General features: G+C 42.9%; 22 protein-coding genes. 5 read left to right on the top strand and 17 right to left on the bottom strand.

Annotated features, from left to right (window positions below; translation table 11 throughout):
- Positions 1–9: 9 nt before the first annotated feature.
- From yfaE to DFP80_RS08385, 4 genes are all read right to left on the bottom strand, one after another.
- The gene (gene yfaE / locus DFP80_RS08400; protein WP_113916363.1) at positions 10–306 is read right to left on the bottom strand and encodes a class I ribonucleotide reductase maintenance protein YfaE; all 297 of its coding nucleotides are present in this window, start codon (positions 304–306) and stop codon (positions 10–12) included.
- Positions 290–1,423, bottom strand: coding sequence for a class Ia ribonucleoside-diphosphate reductase subunit beta (gene nrdB, locus DFP80_RS08395; RefSeq protein ID WP_113916362.1), 1,134 nt, complete (start codon positions 1,421–1,423; stop codon positions 290–292). Before nrdB ends, yfaE begins: the two co-directional genes overlap by 17 nt.
- Positions 1,424–1,588: 165 nt before the next feature.
- On the bottom strand, positions 1,589–3,853 hold the full coding sequence (gene nrdA / locus DFP80_RS08390) for a class 1a ribonucleoside-diphosphate reductase subunit alpha (RefSeq protein ID WP_113916361.1): 2,265 nt from the start codon (positions 3,851–3,853) through the stop codon (positions 1,589–1,591).
- A 299-nt stretch (positions 3,854–4,152) separates the two neighbouring features.
- Complete coding sequence (locus tag DFP80_RS08385; protein ID WP_113916360.1) at positions 4,153–4,878, bottom strand: heparan-alpha-glucosaminide N-acetyltransferase; 726 nt, start codon at positions 4,876–4,878, stop codon at positions 4,153–4,155.
- 11 nt (positions 4,879–4,889) lie between these two features.
- Between DFP80_RS08385 and DFP80_RS08380 the strand changes: the two genes are divergently transcribed.
- Positions 4,890–5,459 (top strand): alpha-ketoglutarate-dependent dioxygenase AlkB family protein, encoded by a 570-nt coding sequence (locus tag DFP80_RS08380; RefSeq protein ID WP_241560207.1) that lies wholly within the window; start codon positions 4,890–4,892, stop codon positions 5,457–5,459.
- A 45-nt stretch (positions 5,460–5,504) separates the two neighbouring features.
- Here DFP80_RS08380 and pdxH read toward each other — a convergent pair whose 3' ends face one another.
- The 4 genes from pdxH to DFP80_RS08360 are packed head-to-tail and all read right to left on the bottom strand — an operon-like array spanning position 5,505 to position 9,516.
- Positions 5,505–6,146, bottom strand: coding sequence for a pyridoxamine 5'-phosphate oxidase (gene pdxH, locus DFP80_RS08375; RefSeq protein ID WP_113916359.1), 642 nt, complete (start codon positions 6,144–6,146; stop codon positions 5,505–5,507).
- Positions 6,147–6,148: 2 nt separating this feature from the next.
- The gene (gene coq7 / locus DFP80_RS08370) at positions 6,149–6,781 is read right to left on the bottom strand and encodes a 2-polyprenyl-3-methyl-6-methoxy-1,4-benzoquinone monooxygenase (protein ID WP_113916358.1); all 633 of its coding nucleotides are present in this window, start codon (positions 6,779–6,781) and stop codon (positions 6,149–6,151) included.
- Positions 6,782–6,796: 15 nt separating this feature from the next.
- Positions 6,797–7,138: a histidine triad nucleotide-binding protein gene (locus tag DFP80_RS08365; RefSeq protein ID WP_113916357.1), complete on the bottom strand. Its 342-nt coding sequence runs from the start codon at positions 7,136–7,138 to the stop codon at positions 6,797–6,799.
- Positions 7,139–7,182: 44 nt separating this feature from the next.
- Positions 7,183–9,516 (bottom strand): 7TMR-DISM family protein, encoded by a 2,334-nt coding sequence (locus DFP80_RS08360; RefSeq protein WP_241560206.1) that lies wholly within the window; start codon positions 9,514–9,516, stop codon positions 7,183–7,185.
- 22 nt (positions 9,517–9,538) lie between these two features.
- On the opposite strand from DFP80_RS08360, the gene DFP80_RS08355 reads away from it, so the two are divergent.
- On the top strand, positions 9,539–9,790 hold the full coding sequence (locus tag DFP80_RS08355; protein WP_113916356.1) for a hypothetical protein: 252 nt from the start codon (positions 9,539–9,541) through the stop codon (positions 9,788–9,790).
- Positions 9,791–9,871: 81 nt separating this feature from the next.
- On the opposite strand, the gene purD is transcribed toward DFP80_RS08355, so the two are convergent.
- From purD to dsbD, 9 genes are all read right to left on the bottom strand, one after another.
- Positions 9,872–11,158 (bottom strand): phosphoribosylamine--glycine ligase, encoded by a 1,287-nt coding sequence (gene purD, locus DFP80_RS08350; RefSeq protein ID WP_113916355.1) that lies wholly within the window; start codon positions 11,156–11,158, stop codon positions 9,872–9,874.
- Between the two features lie 111 nt (positions 11,159–11,269).
- Positions 11,270–12,847 carry a bifunctional phosphoribosylaminoimidazolecarboxamide formyltransferase/IMP cyclohydrolase gene (purH, locus tag DFP80_RS08345; RefSeq protein ID WP_113916587.1) on the bottom strand — a complete coding sequence of 526 codons (1,578 nt, stop codon included), beginning with the start codon at positions 12,845–12,847 and terminating at the stop codon, positions 11,270–11,272.
- Positions 12,848–12,934: 87 nt separating this feature from the next.
- The gene (fis, locus tag DFP80_RS08340) at positions 12,935–13,213 is read right to left on the bottom strand and encodes a DNA-binding transcriptional regulator Fis (protein ID WP_113916354.1); all 279 of its coding nucleotides are present in this window, start codon (positions 13,211–13,213) and stop codon (positions 12,935–12,937) included.
- A gap of 117 nt (positions 13,214–13,330) precedes the next feature.
- Positions 13,331–14,299 (bottom strand): tRNA dihydrouridine synthase DusB, encoded by a 969-nt coding sequence (dusB, locus tag DFP80_RS08335; protein WP_113916353.1) that lies wholly within the window; start codon positions 14,297–14,299, stop codon positions 13,331–13,333.
- A 364-nt stretch (positions 14,300–14,663) separates the two neighbouring features.
- Positions 14,664–15,998, bottom strand: coding sequence for a zinc-ribbon and DUF3426 domain-containing protein (locus DFP80_RS08330; protein WP_113916352.1), 1,335 nt, complete (start codon positions 15,996–15,998; stop codon positions 14,664–14,666).
- A 46-nt stretch (positions 15,999–16,044) separates the two neighbouring features.
- Positions 16,045–16,935 (bottom strand): 50S ribosomal protein L11 methyltransferase, encoded by an 891-nt coding sequence (prmA, locus tag DFP80_RS08325; RefSeq protein ID WP_113916351.1) that lies wholly within the window; start codon positions 16,933–16,935, stop codon positions 16,045–16,047.
- 119 nt (positions 16,936–17,054) lie between these two features.
- Entirely contained in the window at positions 17,055–18,395 is a 1,341-nt protein-coding gene (gene accC, locus DFP80_RS08320) for an acetyl-CoA carboxylase biotin carboxylase subunit (protein ID WP_113916350.1), read from the bottom strand.
- Between the two features lie 20 nt (positions 18,396–18,415).
- Positions 18,416–18,862, bottom strand: coding sequence for an acetyl-CoA carboxylase biotin carboxyl carrier protein (accB, locus tag DFP80_RS08315; RefSeq protein ID WP_113916349.1), 447 nt, complete (start codon positions 18,860–18,862; stop codon positions 18,416–18,418).
- A gap of 272 nt (positions 18,863–19,134) precedes the next feature.
- Positions 19,135–20,955: a protein-disulfide reductase DsbD gene (gene dsbD, locus DFP80_RS08310; protein ID WP_113916348.1), complete on the bottom strand. Its 1,821-nt coding sequence runs from the start codon at positions 20,953–20,955 to the stop codon at positions 19,135–19,137.
- Between the two features lie 110 nt (positions 20,956–21,065).
- Here dsbD and DFP80_RS08305 point away from each other — a divergent pair, with 110 nt between their 5' ends.
- The 3 genes from DFP80_RS08305 to DFP80_RS08295 are packed head-to-tail and all read left to right on the top strand — an operon-like array spanning position 21,066 to position 23,454.
- A complete protein-coding gene (locus DFP80_RS08305; RefSeq protein WP_113916347.1) occupies positions 21,066–21,914 on the top strand; it encodes a tetratricopeptide repeat protein in 849 nt (282 codons plus the stop codon).
- Positions 21,915–21,926: 12 nt separating this feature from the next.
- A complete protein-coding gene (locus DFP80_RS08300; RefSeq protein WP_113916346.1) occupies positions 21,927–22,943 on the top strand; it encodes a DUF2333 family protein in 1,017 nt (338 codons plus the stop codon).
- Between the two features lie 7 nt (positions 22,944–22,950).
- A complete protein-coding gene (locus tag DFP80_RS08295; RefSeq protein ID WP_113916345.1) occupies positions 22,951–23,454 on the top strand; it encodes a GNAT family N-acetyltransferase in 504 nt (167 codons plus the stop codon).
- Positions 23,455–23,576: the final 122 nt, after the last annotated feature.

The raw sequence follows: 23,576 nt of genomic DNA, 5'->3' as shown, positions 1-23,576 counted from the left end.
TGCTTAGGGTTAATCGAAAAAAGCGATTTCAATATCGCTTTTAACAATGGCGCAACACGCTAATAAATAACCACTTTGCACCCATGCTAGAGGTTCAAATGGGTAGATAACATGTCCCCATAAGAGTTTGACTGAGCAAGATGAGCAGTATCCTTCGCGACACTGGTATTCAACGTGAATACCAGCTCGTTCAAGTTGTACCAGTAAGGGCTCATCTTCAGTGACGAGAATTTGTTTTTTCCCTAACAGTACTCGATGTACTTGATCTGTTTTCTCGTCTCCTTGTGGTTTAGAGGTCGAAGTCATCGAAATCTGAATCGTCTAAGCTGTTGTCCGTTTGTCCTACTAGGTAAGAACTGATTTCTGCCTCTTGTGGGGCAACTTGAACATTGTCACTTACTAACCAAGCGTTAATCCAAGGAATTGGGTTGTGTTTAGTTTCAAAATAAGCTTCAAGTCCAACCGCTTGCATGCGTACGTTAGTAATGTACTCAACATATTGACCTAAAATTTGAGCGTTAAGGCCAATCATAGAGCCATCTTTAAACAGGTAGGTCGCCCATTCTTTCTCTTGTTCTGCGGCTTCGATGAAGATCTGACGCATTTCGTCTTGGCATTCGGCGGCAATAATCGCCATTTCTGGGTCATCTTTACCGGAAGCCATTAGGTTTAGCATATGTTGAGTGCCGGTTAAGTGCAGGGCTTCATCACGGGCGATCAGTTTGATGATTTTCGCGTTACCTTCCATGAGCGTGCGCTCGGCAAAGCCAAAACTACAAGCAAAGCTCACGTAAAAGCGGATCGCTTCTAGTACGTTGACAGAAGCAATTGTCAGATACAGCGCTTTTTTCAGTTTAGGCATGGATATTTCGATGTCGCCCTTACCTGGGATGCTAAATGTTCCCATGCCCATTGTGTTGTATATATTCACCATCTCAATTAAGCGGTCATAATAGAGAGACACACTATCAGCACGTTTGGTTATTTCTTCATTGGTAACGATATCGTCAAAGATTTTACTTGGATCGTTGACGATATTACGGATGATGTGAGTATAAGAACGGCTGTGGATGGTTTCACTAAAAGACCATGTTTCGATCCAAGTTTCCAATTCTGGTAGAGAAACAATTGGTAGCAGCGCTACGTTCGGTGAGCGACCTTGAACACTATCGAGTAAGGTTTGATATTTGAGGTTGCTCAAAAAGATATGTTGCTCATGTTCTTCTAATCTTTGGAAGTCTTTGCGATCGGTAGATAGGTCGACTTCTTCAGGGCGCCAAAAAAAAGACAATTGCTTTTCGATTAGCTTTTCGAAAATAGGATGCTTTTGCTGATCATAGCGAGCAACGTTGACATTTTCACCAAAGAACATAGGTTCTTTTGTACTATCGAAGTGCTTACGGTTGAAAGTCGAGTAACTCATGTTTCAGGGTATTCCTCAAAAGCGTAAGGCATATTCTGTCAGAGGATGCCTTAGTTATTAATAGATTTTAGAGTCTTGTGTAAAGCGGTAAACGTAGCAAAGCCTCATTGGGTGAGGCTTTGCTTGTCAGGTCATGGAAGCGATCTTGGTTCCATGTCTGACGGGTTAGATTTTACAAGCACCGCCAGCGCAATCATCCATGTCTTCTTGCTTGTCATCAGCACCATCACGAGTGTTGTGATAGTACAGTGTTTTCACACCAAGTTTATAAGCGGTCAATAAATCTTTCAAAATGACTTTCATCGGCACTTTTTGTGACTCAAATTTCTGCGGATCATAGTTAGTGTTGGCAGAAATCGCTTGGTCGACAAACTTTTGCATAATACCCACTAATTGTAGGTAACCATCGTTTGATGGAATGGTCCACAGTAGCTCATAGTTTTCTTTTAGGCGTTCAAACTCTGGAACAACTTGCTTCAAAATACCATCTTTACTTGCTTTGACAGATACGAAACCACGAGGCGGTTCGATACCGTTTGTTGCGTTACTGATCTGAGATGACGTTTCAGATGGCATTAATGCTGTTAGCGTCGAATTGCGTAGGCCGTGAGTAACTATCTCAGTACGCAAGGCTTCCCAATCGTAGTGAAGTTCAGATGACACGATGTTATCGATTTCTTTTTTATAAGAATCGATTGGCAAAACGCCCTTAGAGTATGTTGTTTCGTTAAAGGCCAAGCATGGGCCAAACTCTTTTGCTAACTTATTCGATGCTTTCAATAGGAAGTATTGAATCGCTTCGAATGTTTTATGAGTTAGGTCGTTTGCACTACCATCAGAGTATTTAACTCCGTTCTTCGCTAAGTAGTATGCGTAGTTGATAACGCCCACACCTAATGTGCGACGCAATTCCGTTGCACGTTGTGCTGCTGGAATTGGGTAATTTTGATAATCCAACAAGCTGTCTAAGGCACGAACGATGAGTTCAGCTAATTCTTCTAGTTCGTCTAGGTTTTCAAGTGCTCCTAGGTTAAAAGCAGACAAAGTACAAAGTGCGATCTCGCCTTCTTTATCATCAATGCTGTTTAACGGCTTAGTTGGAAGAGCGATTTCTAAGCACAAGTTGCTTTGTTTAACGGGTGCAACTTTAGGATCAAATGGACTGTGAGTATTACAGTGATCCACGTTCTGCAGGTATATACGGCCAGTACTTGCACGCTCAGAAGCGAACAGAGTGAATAGCTCTGTTGCCTTAACTGTTTGTTTGCGGATAGAAGGATCTTGCTCATACATAGTGTATAGGCGATCAAATTCTTCTTGGTCGGCAAAGAAAGCGTCGTATAGACCTGGTACATCAGATGGGCTAAACAAGGTGATGTTGCCACCTTTAATCAAACGTTGATACATCAAACGGTTGAACTGAACGCCGTAGTCTAGGTGACGTACGCGGTTTTCTTCTACGCCGCGATTGTTTTTTAGTACCAATAGGCTTTCCACTTCAAGATGCCAGATTGGATAAAAAACGGTAGCTGCACCACCACGAACACCACCCTGAGAGCAGCTTTTTACCGCTGTCTGGAAATGTTTATAGAATGGAATACAGCCTGTATGGAATGCTTCACCGCCACGTATAGGGCTACCTAGAGCACGAATTGCTCCTGCGTTTACGCCAATACCAGCGCGTTGACTTACGTATTTGACGATAGCACTGGATGTCGCGTTAATAGAGTCTAAAGAGTCGCCACATTCAATCAGTACACAGCTACTGAATTGGCGAGTTGGTGTGCGAATACCAGACATGATAGGCGTAGGTAATGAAATCTTGAACTTAGATACGGCATCATAAAAACGACGGATTAGATTCAAACGTTCTTTTTTGTCGTAACCTGCAAATAAGCAAGCAGCAACAAGAATATAAATAAACTGTGGGCTTTCATAGATAGCACCAGTCACTCGGTTTTGTACTAGGTATTTACCTTCCAGTTGTTTAACCGCAGCATAAGAAAAATCCATATCACGAGAGTGATCAATAAAGGAATTCAGCTGGTTGAAATCTTCTTCTGTGTAGTCTTCTAGAAGGTGTGAGTCGTAGCGTTTTTGTTCGACTAGGTTTTTTACGTGTTGGTATAGGTGTGGCGGTTCAAAATCACCAAAAGCTTTTTTACGTAAGTGAAAAATAGCCAAACGTGCTGCTAGGTATTGATAATCTGGCGTATGTTCAGAAATTAAATCCGCTGCAGACTTGATAAGTGTTTCGTGGATGTCTGTGGTCCGAATGCCCTCAAAGAACTGAATGCGCGCTTTTAGTTCGACTTGGGAAACAGAAACATTATCTAATCCTTCAGCAGCCCATGCGATGACTTTATGAATCTTTTCTAGGTTGATATTTTCCGTCTTCCCGTTACGTTTAGTAACTGTGAGAGTACTCATGCATTGGCTTCCCATTAGTGCGATATAAAAAGAGGTGGTTTACTGTATGTAGTGTGATGTTTTTGGCTGACACACTACATATAGTGTTTTATTAATAATCTGTAGCGAACAATAGTGCTCATTTAAGTGAAAATCAAGGCTTGAAAAAAACTCTGAAATGATAATTTGATAATAGCTAAGTACTTACTTACTTTACTTGCCTGAAAAAGCGTAAAGTTAGCAATTGGCAATACCGTGTTGGCTATTTTTATCTATTTTTTGATGAAAAAAACTCACCTCATTGAATGCGCGAAAAGTGATCAGTTAATGAGATTGAGCACCATTTTGAATGTTGCCACCAAAGCAAATAAAATGACTTGATGGATGAGGTATATAGGGAGTGCGTAACGTCCCATAAAGGCTAAAATGTGTATTGTTAGGGTATTTGGAGTCGGACATTTATGCCAGTTTAGGTGGCCAAGAAGAGGGCCAATTAGAACAACGGCTATCCATGGGAATGGAAATACAATATCTAGGGTTCTTTGTGGCAGTTCTATGTATGAGGAAATGATTGAAAAAGCGTTTGGGAAATGAAGCCAATTTGTTGAATGATAAATGATTATTATGGATGCACCAACCAAGGCTGAACTGATTGGCCATTTGGCAAATGGCCTGGTGACTAAAGAGGCTATAAAGATAAAATGCAATATGCCAAAGTATATCCATTGGTCAGGTGCAGCAAGGTATGTGGCAAGCGATATTGCGGCCGCCGAGACAAACAGTTTGATGTCGCGCACCCAAAATGAAGGGTGTTTGGCTTTGCTTAACGTGAGATAGGTAGACCAGCCAATGGCGGTAAGAAACAGTGTTAGAATCAAGCTACGAAAATAAACCCAAAAAGGGTCGTAGATGTAGAATTCCATAAAGCCAAAATTTCGTAAATCCCAACAAAAGTGGAATATCATCATCAGTAGTACAGCAGACCCGCGATATACGTCTAGGAATGCACTACGTTTAGTTGGCTCTAAAGTGAAAGAGGTTTGCATTGAAGTCCAAGGTGAATAATTTAATAGGAGCTGGGCCATCATACCGATACTCATTTTCTAGCTCAAGCCTACCGCCGTTAATGTCTCAGCTTAAATCAGATGTGTCCTGGGAGAGAGAAAGTCTAACCATGTTTGGGCGTGAAGTATTGGTGCCAAGAAAAGTTGCATTTATTGCTGATCACGGCATTTGTTATCGCTATTCTGGCAAAGATCATAATGGTTTTGGCTGGCCTGATTGGCTATTACCTATTAAGCAAGAGGCCGAGCAGCTTGCAGGGCAGTCTTTTAATGCGGTGTTATTGAATTGGTACCAAGATGGTGAGGAATATATGGGGTGGCATGCTGATGATGAAAAAATATTAGGCCCAGCTCCCGTTGTGGCTATGTTGAGTCTCGGAGCAAATCGGCCATTTTTATTTCGTCTTAAAGGAAATCATCAAATTAAGCATTGCATTGAATTAGAAAATGGAAGCTGGTTAATTATGTCCGCTTCGACACAGGTGTTGTGGCAGCACTCTTTGCCAGTGCGAAAGCGGATCAAAGAGGAGAGAATGAGTTTAACCTTTCGTCTCCTGTTTTGAGTGCTATTTATTTTCTTGATGCATTGTATGGCTGCATCTCAAAAATCACGGCGCTTTTCGCGTTCTTATCCAATTGTTGTCTTCTTGTGTATAGCAAATACGGTCATGAAGTCGGCTTGGTCTACCTTGCCAGAATTCAATAAAGCTGGGGTTTAATACATATCCTCCCCAGTTTTCAGGGCAAGGGACGTCTTTATCACTGAAGGTTTTTTCTTCTGTATCAAATGCCTTTTGCAATTCATCACGGCTAGCAATAACTGAGCTTTGTCTAGACGTTCTAGCTGCCAGCTGGCTGCCTCGTGGACGGCTTGCGAAATAGGTTTCTGAGGTTTCTCTAGACACTTTTTCTATGGTGCCTTCAATGCGAACTTGGCGAGATAGGGCCGGCCAGAAAAAGGTCATGCTGGCTTTGTTATTTTGCGCCAATTGCTGGGCTTTCTCACTGTCGTAGTTTGTGAAGAAAGAAAAGCCTGTGTCATTGCGTTGTTTCAATAGTACTACGCGAGAATGTGGCCAGCCGTCTAGCCCAACTGTACTGAGTACCATAGCGGTTGGGTCATCAGGGCAGGATTCTATAGCTTTGTCTAGCCAAGTATCAAATAGAGCCAGTGGGTTGTTACCTGCTTGCTCTTCCAAAAGATCGTCGAATTGGTAGTCACGACGAATAGAATGAAGATCTCTGTTCATGATTAAATCCGGTAAGTAGTAGAAGTCATGACTTTAGATACTTGGGTCATGATGGCCATAATAGGTTGTGGAAATTCGTATCCGCCTGCTTCTAATGCCATTGCTTTATGTTTCGCTTCGTCAATGTGCATTTGCGTTAATACCGCTTTGCTTTTTTCATCTTGCATTGGCAAGGTTGCCATGTGTTTTTCAAGGTGAATGCAAACTTGGTCTTCTGTTGCCGCAACAAAGCCCAAACTAAGTCTATCACTAATTAAACCTGCTCCAGCGCCAATCATAAATGATGCTCCATAGAACAACGGGTTTAAAATGCTTGGTTTACTTCCAAGGTCATAAAGTCGTTGTTCACACCAGACGAGATGGTCGATCTCTTCATCAGCGGCATGCTCCATTTCTTGGCGCACCTTAGCGAGTTTTGCTGTTGTAGCTTGTCCTGCATAGAGGGCTTGAGCACATACTTCGCCAGTATGATTAATTCGCATAAGGCCGGATGAATGTTTACGGTCGCTTTGATCTAGCTCGGCTTCCTTCAGTTTATCCGCAGGAGAAGATCGATTTGCTTTTGCGGCATGTGGAACAAGCGTTTGTAAAGCACGATCAAACTGTAGTACGGCTTTATCAATAAAAGAGATCATTATAATTTCCTCTTGTTAACCTGGAGGCCACGTCATTGCACGGCCACCGAGTACATGCATATGAATGTGGTAAACGGTTTGTCCACCCATTTCGTTGCAGTTCATGACAACACGATAACCTGCATCGCTGATGCCTTTCTGTTTTGCTATTTTTGCTGCTGTGATTTGCAGCTTGCCAACCACAGGAGCGTCTTCATCGCTAAGGTCATTTAAGGTGCTAATATGACGTTTCGGAATGACAAGGAAATGGCAGGGGGCTTTGGGCATTATGTCTTCAAAGGCAATAACATCATCGTCTTCAAACAAAATGGTTGCCGGAATGTCACCTTTTACTATCTTGCAAAATAAACAGTCCATATCATCTCCTTTCAATTGTATTATTCAAGTTTAGTTGCTTTGCTTCAAGGCGTCTTGCGCAAAGGATTGATCCGTGACAAAGATGTGCTCTTTAGTCTGTCTCCTTTTTGTATAAGGCGCGATATTCTTTGTTTTAGATGCGCTTCTAGTTCAGAGCAAGCTAATAGTTCATCAAAACCAAGTTTTTTAGCATAATCTAGCGACATTTTAACATTGTTGCTAATTAGTAAGCACTGATCTTCACGGCGCATTAAAGGCATTAGCCTTTGTTGTGTGATGTGAGGGATGTGTCCGCCATTATCGAAAACCAAAATAATAGAGCCTGACTCTCTTTTTGCCGGTAATTCTAAATAGTCTAATAAGCTTTCTAGTGTGGTGAAATGCTCTATTTTATTGGCGTGATTTTGCAAAATCGTTAGTGCTTTTTGTAGGTCACTGTCTTCTTGGCCAAATAATATGATATCAAAGTGACTTTGTTGGTTGATGTCGTTATTCAATGGACGAATGTGTGTATGTATAGGAAGCTGGATATTAATGCTTCGCGTACGCTCATTCTCGGATATGTGAACTTCACCCTCTAAATATTGGATTAAAAGCATGATGTAATGCATGCCAAGATCGAAGCTGGCCGTAGTGGCACGAATTTGAGTTGGGAGAGGGTAGCTGCTTAATTCTAATAAAGTGATGCCTTCTCTATTCATTTCGTGGCGAGTGATATTGAGCGTCAATGTTTGATCAGTAAAGTGTTTGAATTCTTGTATTAGGGTTTCGATTAGATGCTGCAAAATAGACGCATTCTGTAGGATTTCAACTTGGTTCGTTTTATAGGTGTTTAGCTCAATTAGCGTATTGTCTTGGTCTAAACGCTGAAAGTTGTTATAGGCATTATCGATTAGTTGGTTGAGTGCTATCGGATGCAGTTGGTCGGGTAAGGTGTTCTCTTTGATATCGCTGAGGAGTTCAATTCGCTCTACTAGATTTTTAATATTATTGTTGGCTGTAAGGCTACTTGTCAAAAGAAGCTTTGTGTCGTTTGACGTCGCTGCTTGGTCGAGGTGAGAAAGAACACCACCAAGAATATTTATTTGACGACGTAGTCGGCTGGAAATATCGGGTAAAAGGCTGGCCGTTTCAGTTTGAGAGTACTTACTTTTTCTAGAATGTCTTTGTAAGAGTGGTGCAGTCTGAATAATCATACCGGTGAAATGAATCATTGATTCAACAATGATGGTGAGAGTTAGGCCCCATTTAAATAAAATGATGTTTGGAATGATGCCATAGACCGACATTACCCATGTGAAATGGCCGCAGATTAGTGTGAGTCGTGCGACTAAATAGTACCCAGAGAAAGGGATTTTCTTCATAAAGGCGATAACAGCATGCACGATTAAGATAATAAAAGTACTAATCGCAAGCATCGAGAGTAGCAGAATATTGATTCTTTCAGGCGAAAGCGTAAAGAGGATCACAAAGAGCGCATTAATAGAGCCTATCGAAATGAGCCACTTATTCATTATGGGTAGGTGTTCTTTAGTATCAAAATAGAGTCGAGAAAAAAACACGATGGCGCATAAGCAGGATAGTGCGGCTAGGTTATATATTCGCTCTTGAACGTTGGTTTGGTTTGGAAAAAACTGTGAGACTTGATCATGAAGAGCCAAGTGTAGTACTGCAATAGCAATGAGTAATATGCAGTAAATCAAATACATTGGGTGTGATGTTTTGGTGAAAAAAAACGCATTGCAGACGAATAAGGTGAGTAATACGCCAAGGATTATACCGGTATAGGTTAGATCCTTTTGGGTGTCTTGGCTTAGTTGTGAAAGTGTTTTTAGCTCTATTTGCGCATTAATCGGCAAATGAGAAGAGAGTTTAATATATAGGGTGAAAACCGGTGGAGAGTTAGCCGGAATAGAATAGACATAGTTTGGTGTTTTGATTTGCTTGTTGTTATAGGGTCTGGCGCCACCAAGCTCTGCTTGTATCTGATTTTCGTATAAATTAGGCAGGTAAATGTCTAAGTATTGGAGTCTCGGAGAATCTATTTCTAGTAAAACTGGTGTGCTATTGGTGGTTCGTATAGCAATATCTGTACGAATCCAGATATTTCCCTGCACCATGCCAAATTGTAAGTAGTCTCTATTTAGGGGGCGGAATTGTTTGGCGTATTCATCAGACGCTATAGTATCAAATGAGAGGTTTTGATTTTTATCAACGAAATAAGAACCGCTTTTCCCGATATTGAATACACTATTTGTATCATTAATAATGGCAATTGTGTTTGAGCTCCAAGCGCAGTTGGAGATGCTGAGTAAAAACAGTAAAATTAATCGATAAAGCAAAACGCTAGCCTGACTGTATTGTATAAAGGCTATCATTATTAACTAGATAGGGGATCAAATGCTATATCCAATTTTAGTAGAGTATTATGTTTGGTTTAGCATATTGCTACTTGGCGTAACTTGGTTTGCAAGACAAGCAAAGCCGGCAACACGCACTAATCTAATGTACGGCTATGGGATGATCGCGTCACTGGGTTTTGTTCTAGGTTTAGACTGGGTTTCTGGTGTTATTTTTGGTTTGTTGGTATTGGAATTAGGGCGTTTGCTTAAAGCTTGGTTAGACAAAAAAGAGTCACAACTTAAAAAATAAGCGCTAAATTTCGCCAAATTAACATAGTAAAAAGGCCTCAATGTGAGGCCTTTTTACTTGTTATCTTATTCAATAGGTCGATTACTTTTGCTCACGAGCAATGGCGCGATGGCCAATGTCAGTGCGAAAGTAAACTTTGTCCCAAGACAGTGTTTTAACAACATCGTAAGCAGAGGCTTGTGCTTCTGCAACGGTATCACCAAGAGCCACGGCGCATAGAACGCGACCGCCATTAGTAACAACTTGATCGCCTTTTAATGCTGTACCAGCCTGAAATACTTTCTGACCTTTTGGAAGCTCTGTGTCCAAGCCAGAAATTGCATCACCTTTAGGATAATCGGCAGGGTAGCCGCCAGCAGCAAGAACAACACCTAAGCTGGCACGAGGGTCCCAGTCAGCTTCAATTGTATCCAGCTTGCCATTGATTGCTGCTAAGCACATTTGAGCCAAATCAGAACGTAAGCGCATCATGATTGGTTGTGTTTCTGGATCACCAAAACGACAGTTGTATTCAAGTGTTTTTGGTGTGCCATCTGGAGCAATCATCACGCCAGCGTACAAGAATCCGCGGTAGCGATTACCTTCAGCGTTCATGCCTTTGACGGTTGGCATAATAACTTCGTTCATAATGCGATCGTGAATTTCAGGTGTAACAACAGGAGCTGGGGAATAAGCACCCATACCGCCAGTGTTAGGGCCTTTGTCGCCATTATCGCGTGCTTTGTGGTCTTGGCTTGTAGCCATTGGTAAAACTGTTTCACCGTCTACCATACAGATAAAACTGGCTTCTTCACCGACCAAAAATTCTTCTATAACAACGCGGCTACCCGCATCGCCAAAGCTATTGCCTTGAAGCATATCTTCAACGGCTTCTATCGCTTCGGCTTCGGTTTGCGCCAAGATAACGCCTTTACCAGCGGCTAGGCCATCGGCTTTAACAACGATTGGAGCGCCGTGTTGCTTGATGTATGCAACAGCCGCTTCTATCTCAGTGAAGTTGCCGTAAGCTGCCGTTGGAATGTTGTGGCGAGCTAAGAAATCTTTCGTGAAAGCTTTAGAGCCTTCTAATTGTGCTGCCGCCGCTGTGGGGCCAAAGATAGCTAGGCCTTCTTTTTCAAACGCATCTACCACGCCAATAACTAATGGCGCTTCTGGGCCAACAATGGTTAGGTCGATGTTTTCTTTTTTCGCAAAAGCGACAAGATCAGCGATGTCTGTTACACCGATGTTAACGTTTTCAACTTTGCTTTCGGTTGCTGAGCCTGCATTGCCTGGGGCAACGAAAACTTTATCAACTTGGCTGGACTCTGCGGTTTTCCATGCTAGAGCATGCTCACGTCCGCCGTTACCAATAATAAGAACTTTCATTATCTAATCCTTTGTATTGCGAGCCAGAGGCAGAAGCCTCTGACGACTAACTAAAAAGTTTTGGAGCATTAATGGTTATTTCCATTAATGCGGCTTCTTAGCGGTGTGCTTTTAATGGCGGAAATGACGCATGCCAGTGAAGACCATTGCCATGCCAGCTTCGTCAGCAGCAGCGATGACTTCTTCATCACGCATAGAGCCACCTGGCTGAATAACCGCTGTAATTCCAGCTTGTGCTGCGGCATCTATGCCATCACGGAATGGAAAGAATGCATCAGATGCCATAACAGAGCCAACCACTTCTAAGCTTTCGTCAGCGGCTTTGATGCCAGCGATTTTCGCACTGTAAACACGGCTCATTTGGCCAGCACCTACACCAATCGTTTGTTCTGCTTTTGCATAAACAATTGCATTGGATTTTACGAATTTAGCGACTTTCCAAGCAAACAATAGATCTTTTAGTTCTTCTTCGCTAGGTTGGCGTTTAGAAACGATTTTAAGGTCGTCTAAAGTAATCACACCGTCATCACGGTCTTGGACCAATAAACCACCGTTAACGCGTTTGTAGTCTAGTGCAGCTGGCTTGTCTTTTGACCATTGGCCACATTCAAGCAAGCGAACATTTTGTTTTGCAGCAACGATGTCGGTTGCTTCTTTGCTCACGCTTGGGGCAATAATAACTTCAACGAATTGGCGGTCAACAATGGCTTGTGCTGTTTTTGCATCAAGTTCTTGGTTAAAAGCAATGATGCCGCCAAAAGCAGACGTTGGGTCTGTTTGGAAGGCTAGGTCGTAGGCTTCAAATTGTGTTGCAGCCGTGGCAACACCACAAGGGTTAGCGTGCTTAACGATAACGCAAGCAGGTTTATCGAAGCTCTTTACGCACTCAAGAGCTGCATCTGTGTCTGCGATGTTGTTGTAAGACAGTGCCTTACCTTGAATTTGTTTAGCCGTGCTAATGGATGCTTCTTTAGGGTTTGCTTCAACATAGAAGGCAGCTTTCTGGTGTGGATTCTCACCATAGCGCATTTCTTCTTGTTTGTTGAATTGTAGGTTGAAGGTACGAGCAAAGTCTTCGCTGCCGCCTTCGACTTTTTTGCCAAGGAAGTTTGCAATGGCACCATCGTAGTGTGATGTGTGCTCAAATGCTTTCACCGCAAGATCAAAGCGTTGTTCGAAAGTTAAACCGCCATCGACTTTAAGAGAGGCTAAGATGCCTTCGTAGTTGGACGGAGACACGACAATAGCCACGTCTTTGTGGTTTTTCGCTGCAGAGCGAACCATGGTTGGGCCACCAATATCGATATTTTCAATCGCCATTGGTAAGTCGCAGTCTGGACGTTCGATAGTTGCTTCGAATGGATAAAGGTTAACAACCACCATATCGATTTCTTCGATACCATGCTCTTTCATGATGGCGCCATCGATGTCACGACGGCCAAGAATGCCACCGTGAACTTTTGGGTGTAGCGTTTTCACACGACCATCCATCATTTCAGGAAAGCCAGTGTAATCAGAAACTTCAGTTGCTTTAACGTTGCTGTCTAATAAAAGGCGGTAAGTGCCACCAGTTGAAAGAATTTCAACGCCTTGAGTAGTCAATTCTCGCGCGAATTCGACAATGCCTGTTTTGTCGGAAACACTGATTAACGCTCGTTTGATTGGAGTTACTGTCTTTTGATTTGCCATCATGGTTCTCGCAGTTAATTTAACACTAAATAAACAAGGGGAAGGTAAGACGAAAAAAAGGGCGAATTCGCCCTTTTTTCTTTGTGCTTATAGCATGCCGTATTGCTTCAACTTCTTGCGAAGTGTGCCTCGGTTTAAACCAAGGATGGTGGATGCTTTTGTTTGGTTATCCTTTGTGTAGCTCATTACAGACTCTAGCAAAGGCGCCTCAACCTCAGCTAAGACTAACTGGTATAAGTCTGTTATTGGCTGCCCATCAAGATGAGCGAAATAGTTTTGTAGGGCTTTTTCAACATTGTCACGTAGGGTTTGTGACTGCTCTGAAGAAGCGGCTTGAAACGTATGAGTATGAGTTTTTTCTACCACAGAATGACCTTCTATTTTTAAAGCTAACCATTTATTAATGCGCGCTGATCGTCATTGAAAAGAGTGATCTAAGTCTTCTTTTTGATTTTCAGTGCATTAAGTGTAAGGTTCGTTTGCCTATTGGCAAACAAAGAACTCTTGCAATTTATCAAGCTGTTCTTGCGTATTATCAATACGGTTAAACAGGCTGCGAAATTGTGTTTTGTCCGCTAACGTCTGCAGGTACCAACCAACGTGTTTGCGAGCAATACGCACGCCTAAATAGTCACCATAAAACTGGTGTAAAGCGTTCACGTGGTTAATAACAAGCTGTCTCACCTCAGATAAAGATGGAGGCGCTAACAATTCATTTGTTTCTAAATAGTGGTTTATTTCGCGAAAAATCCACGGCCTTCCTTGAGCGGCTCGGCCAATCATGATGCCATCCGCCTGTGTGTAATCTTTCACAAATTTTGCTGACTGCGCGTCTTTAATATCCCCGTTAGCAAAAATCGGGATATTCAAATGATGCTTAATCTCTGCAATTGTGTCGTATTCTACTTGTCCTTGGAATTTGCATTCCCGTGTTCGTCCATGAATCGCTAGTGCTTGAATGCCAATATCTTCTGCCATTTTTGCAATCGCAAGACCATTTTTCTGATCAAGACTCCATCCTGTGCGGATTTTTAGAGTGACCGGAACCGAAACACTATTTACAACAGTTTCCAGTATTTCTCGAACAAGTGCTTCATCTTTAAGTAATGCTGAGCCTGCTGCTTTATTGCATACTTTTTTAGCAGGGCATCCCATATTGATATCAATGATTTGTGCGCCTAGCTCAACATTTTGTTGAGCGGCTTCAGCCATCATTTGAGGGTCACCACCAGCAATTTGAACGGATCTCGGCGAGACTTCCGCATCATGAATTAGACGATGACGGCTTTTTGTCGAGTTCCACAGACGAACATCAGAAGTGACCATTTCTGATACGACTAAGCCTGCACCTTGATCATGACAAAGGCGGCGAAAAGGCAAATCTGTTACACCAGCCATAGGGGCCAGAATAACCGATTTGTCAACGCAATATGGGCCAATAGCAAATGCCATGATGTTCCTGAATACTGGATTGAATGTTAAAGATCGTCGACACTGTCGAGCGGGCGTGAATAATACCTATGCAATCGTTGTTTTTGAAGTCTTGACAGGCTAAAAACTGACTATTTTTTGTTCTTTTTTTAACCTTTGCACTAAAACAGTGAAAAGAGACCTTTGCACGAAGTCACGAGCGAAGCCAAGACGAGAAAAAAAGACGAGAAACGGATAACTACATGGATGTAGTTATTAGGTCGACGCAGGAAGGAAAAGCCTAATTATGGGTTATAAATGAGCCCATGTTGTTAAATCCGTAAATAAGCGAGTCTATATTTAACAAAGTATTGGCGAGCACAGTAGTCGTGCACTCGCTTAAAAACTAGTAAGAGCGAGTGTCTGTAGGAAAGGCTCTGAGTTGATGAGTGACTGCTCGAGCGCCTGGATCTTGTATTGGAATGACCAAATGGATCGGGGTATTTGGTGGCATATAAGTGATATCTAGAAAGTCTTTGTGTAGGTAGTCGCTTGGAGCAAATAGACGTGCCGCCACTGGTAAGCCATTTAAGTCAAAAAATTCCAAGGCGATTTTGGGCATAGGTTGAGAAAAATCACTGGTATTTGTGATGATGGCATTTACTAAAAGTGTGTTAGGGATGGATGGGTGGCTTTGTATGCGTACGTGTTGAATAGAGATGGCACTGATGTCCTCAAATCTTGGTAGAGAGCAGCCGGAGTAAGAGCAAATTGTTTTGTACATGGCTCTAAAATTAGAGGAGCGACTGCCTTCTTCAAAAAAATGCGTTGCTACTTGTGCGGTTAATAAGGCAACTCCTAAGAGAGAAGCAAAGAACCATAACCAAGGATGGTTGTTTTTCTTGCGTGACTTAGGGGTACTTTCACCCATCAAGGGGGCTAAGCTTTGCTGAGCGGATAATTGCTCAAGAATGGTATGTTGATTTTTAATGTCTGACGGACGTGTTTGCTCTGCTGCAGTTTGCGCCAAAGAGTGCAGGGCGACCATATAATCCGGTTCTGGGCTAGGTTTTTCATCTACAGGCGTTTTAGGTGCTGGTGAAGGTTTCGTAATAGGTTTGCTTGCTACAGCAGGTTGTTGTGTTGCTTGTAGCGCGGCTTCTACTTCTGCCAGCTCAACTTCCCACGGCGCTGGCTCATCCTGTCGCGCTGCCTCAGTCTCTACTTTTTTCGCTTGGTATTTTGCCTGTTCTTGTTTGCGAGCCGAATCCTGATAGACCGTACTTGTTTCTATCGATTGGGCTTCTGCCGCTTCCGTTTCTTCTAGAGAGGATTGAGTTGTTGTGTCTGGGCTGGGGGGCTGTAAGTCTTCGTCATCAAATAATGTATGCAGCCAGTCAGGGTTAACAATGTCTTCCGCTGGGGCCAGTCTACTATCAATAAGCTTGTCAGTATTTGCTCTAGTTGGGATGGCTTGTTCTGTCGCCGTTGCTTGGTGTGATGAATCTGCGAGCGTTTTTTTATTAGGTGCGGCTACTTCAACCGTTGGGTTGGTGTGTTCATGTCTCTGCTTTTTTGCGGCGTGAGCAGCGGTTGTTTTATTATTTGCAGTATCGCTAGCATTAAAAATATGAAAGCATTGGCCACATCTGACTTTGCCCTTGGCCATGCTTAATACTTCATCGCTTACTCGAAATGCAGTTGAACATTTTGGGCAACGTGTTATTAGGCTACTGGCCATAGGGTATCATCTTCCTGTCTAAAACTGTGCTCGGGTAAAACGGCTATTATGCGTGCTTAGTGCCAACAATACGAACCCATTCTTCTTTTTCAGTAATGGAGTCAATTGTAAACCATTCTTGATAAGCCTCAACCACTTCCTGGGCTTGGTTGGCAAGAATGCCAGAGAGTGCCAACTGACCACCACTTTTTACTAGAGAGGAAATAGTAGGGGCTAAGTGAGCAAGTGGTCCAGCCAGAATGTTTGCCACTACGATGTCAGCTTGTAAATCAGACTCGTATGGAGGAAGTTTTACCTCTAGGCGGTTTGGGTCAATTTTATTACGTTCTGCATTGGCTTCGGTTGCTTGTACGGCTTGTGGATCAATGTCGATACCCACCATATTATTTGCGCCAAGTAACAAGCCGGCGATGCCAAGAATACCTGAACCACAACCGTAATCTATAATGGTTTTGTCCTTGCAATCAATGCTGTCTAACCATTGTAAGCATAAGGCGGTAGTGGGGTGAGTGCCTGTGCCAAATGCCAACCCTGGATCCAGCATCAGTGTGACTGCATTTGGATCCGGAACTTCGCGCCAGCTTGGGCAAACCCAAAGGCGTTCGCCAAATTGAATTGGGTGGTAGTTATCCATCCACTCTCTTTCCCAATCCTTGTCTTCAACAATTTCTATTTTCATGTCGATATCGTTTTCGCCAAGAGCGCTGGCTTTATGCTCAATCACTGGGCGTATGTGCTCAATATCTGCATCAGCCTCAAATAGGCCCGTTACCTTAGTGTTTTTCCACAGTGGCGTGGTGTTTAGGTCTGGTTCATATACAGGGTCGTCATGAACGTCTTCAAAAGTGACAACCATGGCGCCACAGTCGAGAAGAGTGTCTTCGAACGCTGGGACGTGATCGGGCGTGGTATGAATACGTATTTGAAGCCAAGGCATAAAGTGGAGTCCAACAATAAAACAAACAGGAATAGAATAGCGAAGCTTGGAGCGAGAGGCGAGAGGAAAATGATTGCCCCTAGTGATTTATGATGTCACTAGGGGCAAAACTGCAGTCTTTATAGACCCAGTTTTTTCTCCAAATAATGGATGTTAACGCCACCAGCAATGAAATTTGAATCATTTACTAGGTCTTTTTGAAGCTCTATGTTGGTTTTAATACCATCGATGAATGTTTCATCTAGAGCGCCAGAAAGGCGTTTTAGTGCAGCAGTACGATCAGGAGCATGACAGATGATTTTAGCAATCATGGAATCATACGTTGGTGGTACTGAGTAGCCGCTGTACAAATGAGAGTCAACACGAACACCCATACCGCCTGGTGCATGGAAATACTCCACTTTACCTGGGCAAGGCATGAAGGTTTTAGAGTCTTCTGCGTTTATACGAGACTCAACTGCGTGGCCATTAAGCTTGATATCTTCTTGTTTAAAAGACAATGGCAAGCCGCTAGCAATACGAAGCTGTTCTTTGACGATGTCTACTCCTGTTACCATTTCAGTAACTGGATGTTCTACTTGAACACGAGTGTTCATTTCGATGAAGTAGAAGTTGCCATCTTCGTATAGGAATTCGAACGTACCTGCGCCGCGGTAATTGATCTTGATACAAGCATCAACACAGGCTTTTAAACAAGCTTGGCGGGATTCTTCGTTCAACATTGGTGCTGGAGCTTCTTCCAATACCTTTTGATGACGGCGTTGCAAAGAACAATCGCGGTCGTATAGGTGAACTGCGTTGCCTTGGCCATCAGCTAATACTTGTACTTCTACGTGGCGTGGGTTTTGTAGGAATTTTTCCATATAAACCGTGCTGTCACCAAAGTAAGAACCAGCTTCAGATTGTGTAATGCTGATGGATTTTAGTAGGCTGCCTTCGTTGTGAACAACGCGCATCCCACGACCACCGCCACCTGCTGCCGCTTTTACGATAACCGGAAAGCCGATTTCATTTGCTATGCGGATACACTCTTCTGGATTGGTTGGCACAGGGCCATTTGAACCGGGAACAGTTGGTACGCCAGCTTCTTTCATCGCTTTAATAGCAGAAACTTTGTCACCCATTAGGCGAATTGTTTCAGCTTTAGGGCCGATGAAGGCAAAACCAGAGCGTTCAACTTGCTCTGCAAAATCTGCATTTTCAGCAAGGAAGCCGTAGCCTGGGTGAATCGCTGAGGTATCTGTTAATTCCGCAGCACTGATGATGGCTGGGATGTTCAAATAACTTTGAGCTGATGGATTTGGCCCTATGCAGATAGATTCATCTGCAAGGCGCACATGTAATAAGTCACGGTCAATTTTAGAATGAACCGCAACGGTTTTGATACCGAGCTCTTTACACGCACGTAAAATACGTAGCGCGATTTCGCCTCGGTTAGCAATCAATACCTTATCGAGCATGATGAAACCTTTGCGTTAGATTAAATAATAGTAATAAGAGGCTGGTCGAATTCAACTGGCTCGCCGTCTTCAACAAGGATCGCACCGATTGTACCAGACTTATCTGCTTCAATTTGGTTCATCATTTTCATTGCTTCAACGATACAGATAGTATCGCCAACGTTAACTTTTTGTCCCACTTCGATGAAAGGCTTAGCACCTGGTGCAGAAGACTTGTAGTAAGTACCAACCATTGGAGAGCTTACTGAGTGACCTGCGATAGCAGCAGGAGCCTCTGGTGCTGCAGTAGAAGCGGCAGCTGGGGCAGCAGCAGGTGCTGACATCACTGGGGCGGCCATCATAGGTGCTTGAACCGGAGCACCACCACGACTAATACGAACAGCCTCTTCGCCTTCTTTGATCTCAATCTCGTAGACGTTAGATTCTTCTAAAAGCTCGATTAGTTTTTTGATTTTACGAATGTCCATAATTACTCTCTTCTGTCTGTGTTGGTGGTTCAGTGCTTTATGTTATCACTGACTATATAGAGGCTTTATAAAGACCTCTTTTATAAATTTGTATGCTGCTTGCTTAATCCAACAAACAGGGCTTTTATAAAAATACCAGTTGTAAAAGCTTGTAGCTCGAAATTATCGATAAAAAGCGGGATATTGTCCAGTTATGCGGCAAAAAAACCTAAAAACATCTGCGATGAGTGTTTTTTAATCTACTGTAAACTGCTTGCTTTTTTATGTTGAGTTTAGGGGGCCGTGACAAAATTTAATCGGTCAATGAGTGATGGTTTTGTTGGCTCTCCCATTAAGGTTAAGTCTTTGCGTTCTTCGCCTTTTTTATCTAAAAATATCAGTGATGGTGGTCCAAATAGGCCGAACTTCTGCATTAATGCTTGGTTCTTTGCTGAATTTTCTGTGACATCAACTCGAACTAATTGAACCTTATCGAGCAGTGGTAATACATCTGGCGAAGCAAACATGTCTTCTAATATTTTGCAGCTGATACACCAATCTGCATAAAGGTCTAAGACGATAGGGCGATTGTCCTGATTCGCTATAATCCTATCGAGTTCATCTAAATTTGTGATAGTGGCATCAAATGTCACTTTCTCTTCTAGGTTTGTTGAGGAAGACGAGAACTTTTCCAAGGGTTGTAATGGACTGTTGCCACCCGTTGTACCACCAATAAATTCAACACTACCAATAAGGAAGAAAACTAAAACCAAAAACCATCTAATAGGGTGCGAAGCAACCTTATAAGCGCGATGAATGAAATAGCTGCTGATCCCCAGTGCTAAAATGCCCCAAAGGTATAAATGGCTACTCATCGGTAACCAACGAGTAATCAGCCAAATTGCCATAGCAAGTAAACCAAAGCCCATCAATACCTTGATGTCATGCAGCCACTCGCCGTTTTTGGGTAAAACTTTAGGGCCAAATAATCCTACTAGTAATAGTGGAATACCCATTCCAACAGCCATCACAAACAGCATCATCGCGCCGTACCATGCATTGCCTTGGCTGCTTATGTAAAGTAAAGCACCAGCAAGTGGTGCAGATACGCAAGGGGAGACAATTAGTGTAGACAAAACTCCTGCGATAAAAATGCTTGTTGTCGATTTCCAAGTCGAGCTTGTTGGTTTTGTGGACACCTGGAAGCGTTGTTGCCATGAGCTTGGTACTCTTATTTCATAAACACCAAACATTGCCAGAGCAAGCAGAGCAAAGATAATTGCACTAGCGATCAATAAAATAGGATTTTGTAACTGAGCTTGTAGATTAAGTTGAGTACCAAAAATACCGACTAATCCGCCAATAGCAGCATAGGTTAATGCCATCGCCAATACGTAAATAAAGCTATAATAAAACGCACCTAACCTTGAATGGCGAGTGCCAACTACAATAGCGCTGACAATAGGCACCATGGGTAACACGCAAGGAGTGAAAGATAAGAGTAAACCTAAGCCAAACACTGCGATAATGGTTGCCGTCAAACTATTTGAATTAAGTAGCTGGCTAACAGATTCCGCTTCAGAAGGTGCAATGCTCGAATTAACCATGTGAGCCGTTTGGGTGCTGGATTGAGATGCGGTGAGCTGCTTTTCTACTGCTGATGATAAGGGGGGAATCGTAAATTGAATGGGCATTTTTTGCGGTGCGTAACATAAACCTTTATCTGCACAGCCTTGATAGGATAGAACCGCATTTACTTGTGTGCCTGGCGCCAATTTGATGTCGTAATATATTGGTAGAGTGAATTGATCTCGATAAACGATTACTTCACCATAATAAGGGTCTTGTTTTGTTTCTCCGGCAGGAAACGGAGAGAAATGCAGCTTATCTGTGTGTTCGCCAGACAAAGCAAACTGTTCTTGGTATAAATAGTAACCATCATTGATCTGCCAAGTTGCCGTTAATTTACCATCTTTAGGTGCTGTAACAGATAGCTGAAAAGCTTGCTCAACGGGTAAAAATTCAGGTTCTGAAAGTCTTGATGTGGGAGCGAAGGTGAAAGCGTAAGATAAGTTTTGGAAGGTTAATAAAAACAGTAGAACGAATAGGCGCATAAATATCTTCAGTCAAGTTGTACGTATAGTGTAAATCCATATTTCACCACGCTAAGTATAAGGTGTAGACTACCAATCCACCTTTAAGTTGCCAATTGCAAGGGGGCAAATTGAGTAAAAACCTAGTTTCTTTTCTAATTGTTGTAGTTTTCCTGACAGGTTGTCAGTCAAATGTGAAGTCAACAGAGAAAAGTCAGCCCATTGAAGAAGTGGAAATAACACAACCTGCACCAGACAGCGCTTCTATTAATAAAGTAGCAGAGTCTGAACGCTCTACGACTCTAAAAACGCCGTCGCCTAAACCAGCAAAAACGCCAACGGCTTTTGAGCAGTTGACCCAACGCTTAATTGAACAAGGTGAAACGGCACTGACGGCCAAGAGGCTTCTAACACCGGTGGATGACAACGCCAACTTATATTTTCAAGCTGCTTTAGGTCGTGATCCAGGTAACTTTAAAGCTATACAAGGCATAACCGCTATTGTTGATGTCTACACTCAGTGGGCATGGCAAGCCGCAAAAAATCATGACTATAAACAAGCTAAGCGATATTTAGATTCAGCCCGTTCAGTGAACCCAGAGGACCCAGCTATTGTAGAAATGGCCTCGCGAGTGACGGATTTAAAAGCCAGACGAGAGCTGGCCGTAAGAGAGCCAAAATCAACGTCTCAATTGCAAAAATCAAAGCAGGTTACGCCGCAAGAGCCAGAACCATTAAAAGAAGATCAGTTTTTATTGCCTAAAACGCTTTTTAGTTTGAGCGAAGATGAGATAATTGAAAAAATTCAGCCTATTATAGATGACGTGGCAAAAGCAGATCGTCCACTCGTCATTTACTGGCCAAATGACAAAGAAGCACGTTTGATTTATCAAATAATTAACAGTCGTGTTCCCGAATTTCGTGTACGTGCGATGACATATCATCGTGCTGATTACATGGTCGAATTACAACAAGATTAAGGTAGGTCAATAATGTCGTGGTTAGCAAGTAAATTACAAGGTTTAAAGCCAAGCTTTAATTTTTCAAGTGTCGGAAAAGTCACGGCGGCTGCTTTGCTTGTTGCCGCTGTGCTATTGAGCTTTTTAGGTATGTACTGGAGTAGTGAGCCTGATCAGTTTGATGTGGTCGCCACTGCAAAAGAAAAAGCCACGGAGCGAGGTTATCTAAACAACAGTAAAAAACTGGTTGCAGGTTATACAACGGCAAGCACACTGCACACTATTATGGAAACTTTACTGGATAAACCAGGTGGATTTATTAGTAACGACGTAATGCCGCCTGGCGTATTTATGGACAACATGCCAGCTTGGGAATTTGGTGCCTTGGTGCAGTCTCGAGACCTGGCAAGAGCCTTCCGTAAAGAGTTTAGTCGTTCGCAGTCACAGTCCACAGAAGATGTAAATTTAAAAATAGCTGAGCCACAATTTAACTTCGATAACAAAAGCTGGGCACTACCATCCAGTGAGAGTGAATATCGTCGTGGCAACAAAGAGTTAATGGAATACCTTGACCGTCTGGCGGGACAAACCAACAACAAGGCGCAATTCTATGCTCGTGCAGACAACCTTTCAGACTGGTTGTCAGACGTCAGCACTCGTCTTGGTAGCTTGTCTCAGCGCTTATCCGCAAGCGTCATTGAAGACAAACCTCAGTTGGAATCAGATGAAAATACCCGTTACGTGCGTACGCCTTGGTCAAAAGTCGATGATGTTTTCTACGAAGCACGCGGAACAAGCTGGGCACTAATCCACATGCTGCGTGCAGTCGAGGTGGATTTTATCTTCACCCTACAGGATAAAAACGCGCTGGTTAGCCTACGTCAAATCATTCGAGAACTAGAAGCAACGCAAGCGAGTATTTGGTCTCCCTTCATCTTAAATGGTAGCGGTTTTGGTGTATTGGCCAACCATTCTTTGGTTATGGCGTCATACATTGCACGCGCTAATACCGCCATTATTGACTTGCGCCGCTTGCTTGAACAGGGCTAGCACGCCAATGTCCCCTCATCCCCGCAGGGAAGTTCGTCTAGCTGAACTAGAGGACGCCCCTGCGATTTTAGAGATATTTCAACGCTGTGATCTTTTCGCCACATCAGGGCATCGACAAGATCACATTGGCTTAATCGATGTCATGGATTGGCTAGAAAGCGTTACAGACAATCATCCTATGTTAGTTCTAGAAGAGCAGGGAAAGGTGATTGCTTGGTGCTCCATTGAACCCTTCTATGGCTTACCCGCCTTCAACACCGCCTGTGAAATTAGTGTCTATGTCTTCCCAGATAGCCAAGGAAAAGGCATTGGTACACAGCTATTTCAATATCTAGAAACCAACCGACCAACACTTGGTTTTACCCACCTTATCGCCTACATCTACGCCAGCAACCTCGACAGCCAAAGCTTCTTCACTCGTCAGGGGTTTGAGCAATGGGGGCTGCTTCCCAATATTGCCCAGAATGAACAGATTAAAGAAGACGTGTTTTTACTGGGGAGAGAGTTTTAGCTTTTTATTCCCTCCCCTTATGTCTTCCAAGGGGAGATACCATCTTTCAAAGCAAGCCTTTTTTAGTCATTTAGACTATTTGAGGCTTGTATTCGCTTTGATGTTTCACAACACCAAAACAA

The sequence above is a fragment of the Marinomonas rhizomae genome (assembly GCF_003315485.1).
Classification (GTDB): Bacteria; Pseudomonadota; Gammaproteobacteria; order Pseudomonadales; family Marinomonadaceae; genus Marinomonas; species Marinomonas rhizomae.
The sequence above is the reverse complement of the archived record's forward strand: the minus strand, read 5'-3'. Positions and strand labels throughout refer to the sequence as shown.